Origin of the sequence: Herbidospora sp. NBRC 101105 (genome assembly GCF_030269205.1) — a bacterium.
Taxonomy (GTDB): domain Bacteria; phylum Actinomycetota; class Actinomycetes; order Streptosporangiales; family Streptosporangiaceae; genus Herbidospora; species Herbidospora solisilvae.
Genome location: NZ_BSSX01000019.1, coordinates 1 through 803 on the forward strand (window position 1 = coordinate 1; position 803 = coordinate 803).

Consider the following 803-nt stretch of genomic DNA (forward strand, 5'->3'; position numbering starts at 1 on the left):
CTCGAAGCCGTGGTGGAGGCCGCCACGTGGGCGCCCTCGATTCACAACACTCAGCCGTGGTCGTTCGCCATCGCCGGGGAGGAGATCAGCCTCCGCGCAGACATGGACCGGCGGCTGCCCTACAGCGATCCGCAGGGACGGCAACTGCTGATCAGTTGTGGCGCGGCCCTGTTCAACATGAGGACCGCGATACGCGCCATGGATCGTGCGCCGATCGTGCGGATGTTGCCCGATCCCGATCGTCCGTCGCTGGTGGCCACCGTACGCATCGGCCCTTCGGAGCCCGCCGGTGAGGAGATCGCGACCATCCGGCAGGAGATCACGCGTCGCCGGACGCACCGAGGAGGCTTCACCGATCGGCCGATACCGGAGGGCGTGCTGGGATCGCTCGTGACGGAGGCCGCCCAGGAGAGTTGCCGGCTGATCGCGCTCACGTCCGAGACCGCGGTGGAGATGCTGGCCGCACTGACCTCTGTGGCCCAGGAGGCGCAAGCGGGAGATCCGAATTTCGATCTTGAGATGATCCGCTGGGGGCGACGCCCGGGTAGCGAACGCCGGGACGGCGTGCCCGCCGACGCCTACCCGCGACGAAGCCAGGAACAGCCCCGATTCCCTCAACGCGATTACAGCCGGGGGCAGGGCTGGGGCGGCGATGCCGACGAGGCGGCAGGGACGGAGGTGGGGGTGGTGGCCTTGCTCACCACTCCGGGAGACGAGCGGACGGACTGGCTGCACACCGGACAGGCCCTGCAGAGGGTGCTGCTGCACGCCGCCGTCCACGGGATCAGCGCGGCCTTCCACAC

At 69.2% G+C, this 803-nt stretch carries 1 protein-coding gene; it reads left to right on the forward strand.

The features are described from left to right. Positions 1 to 803 (forward strand): Acg family FMN-binding oxidoreductase (locus QSK34_RS37615; protein WP_285591621.1); only part of this gene is annotated, 803 nt, incomplete at both ends.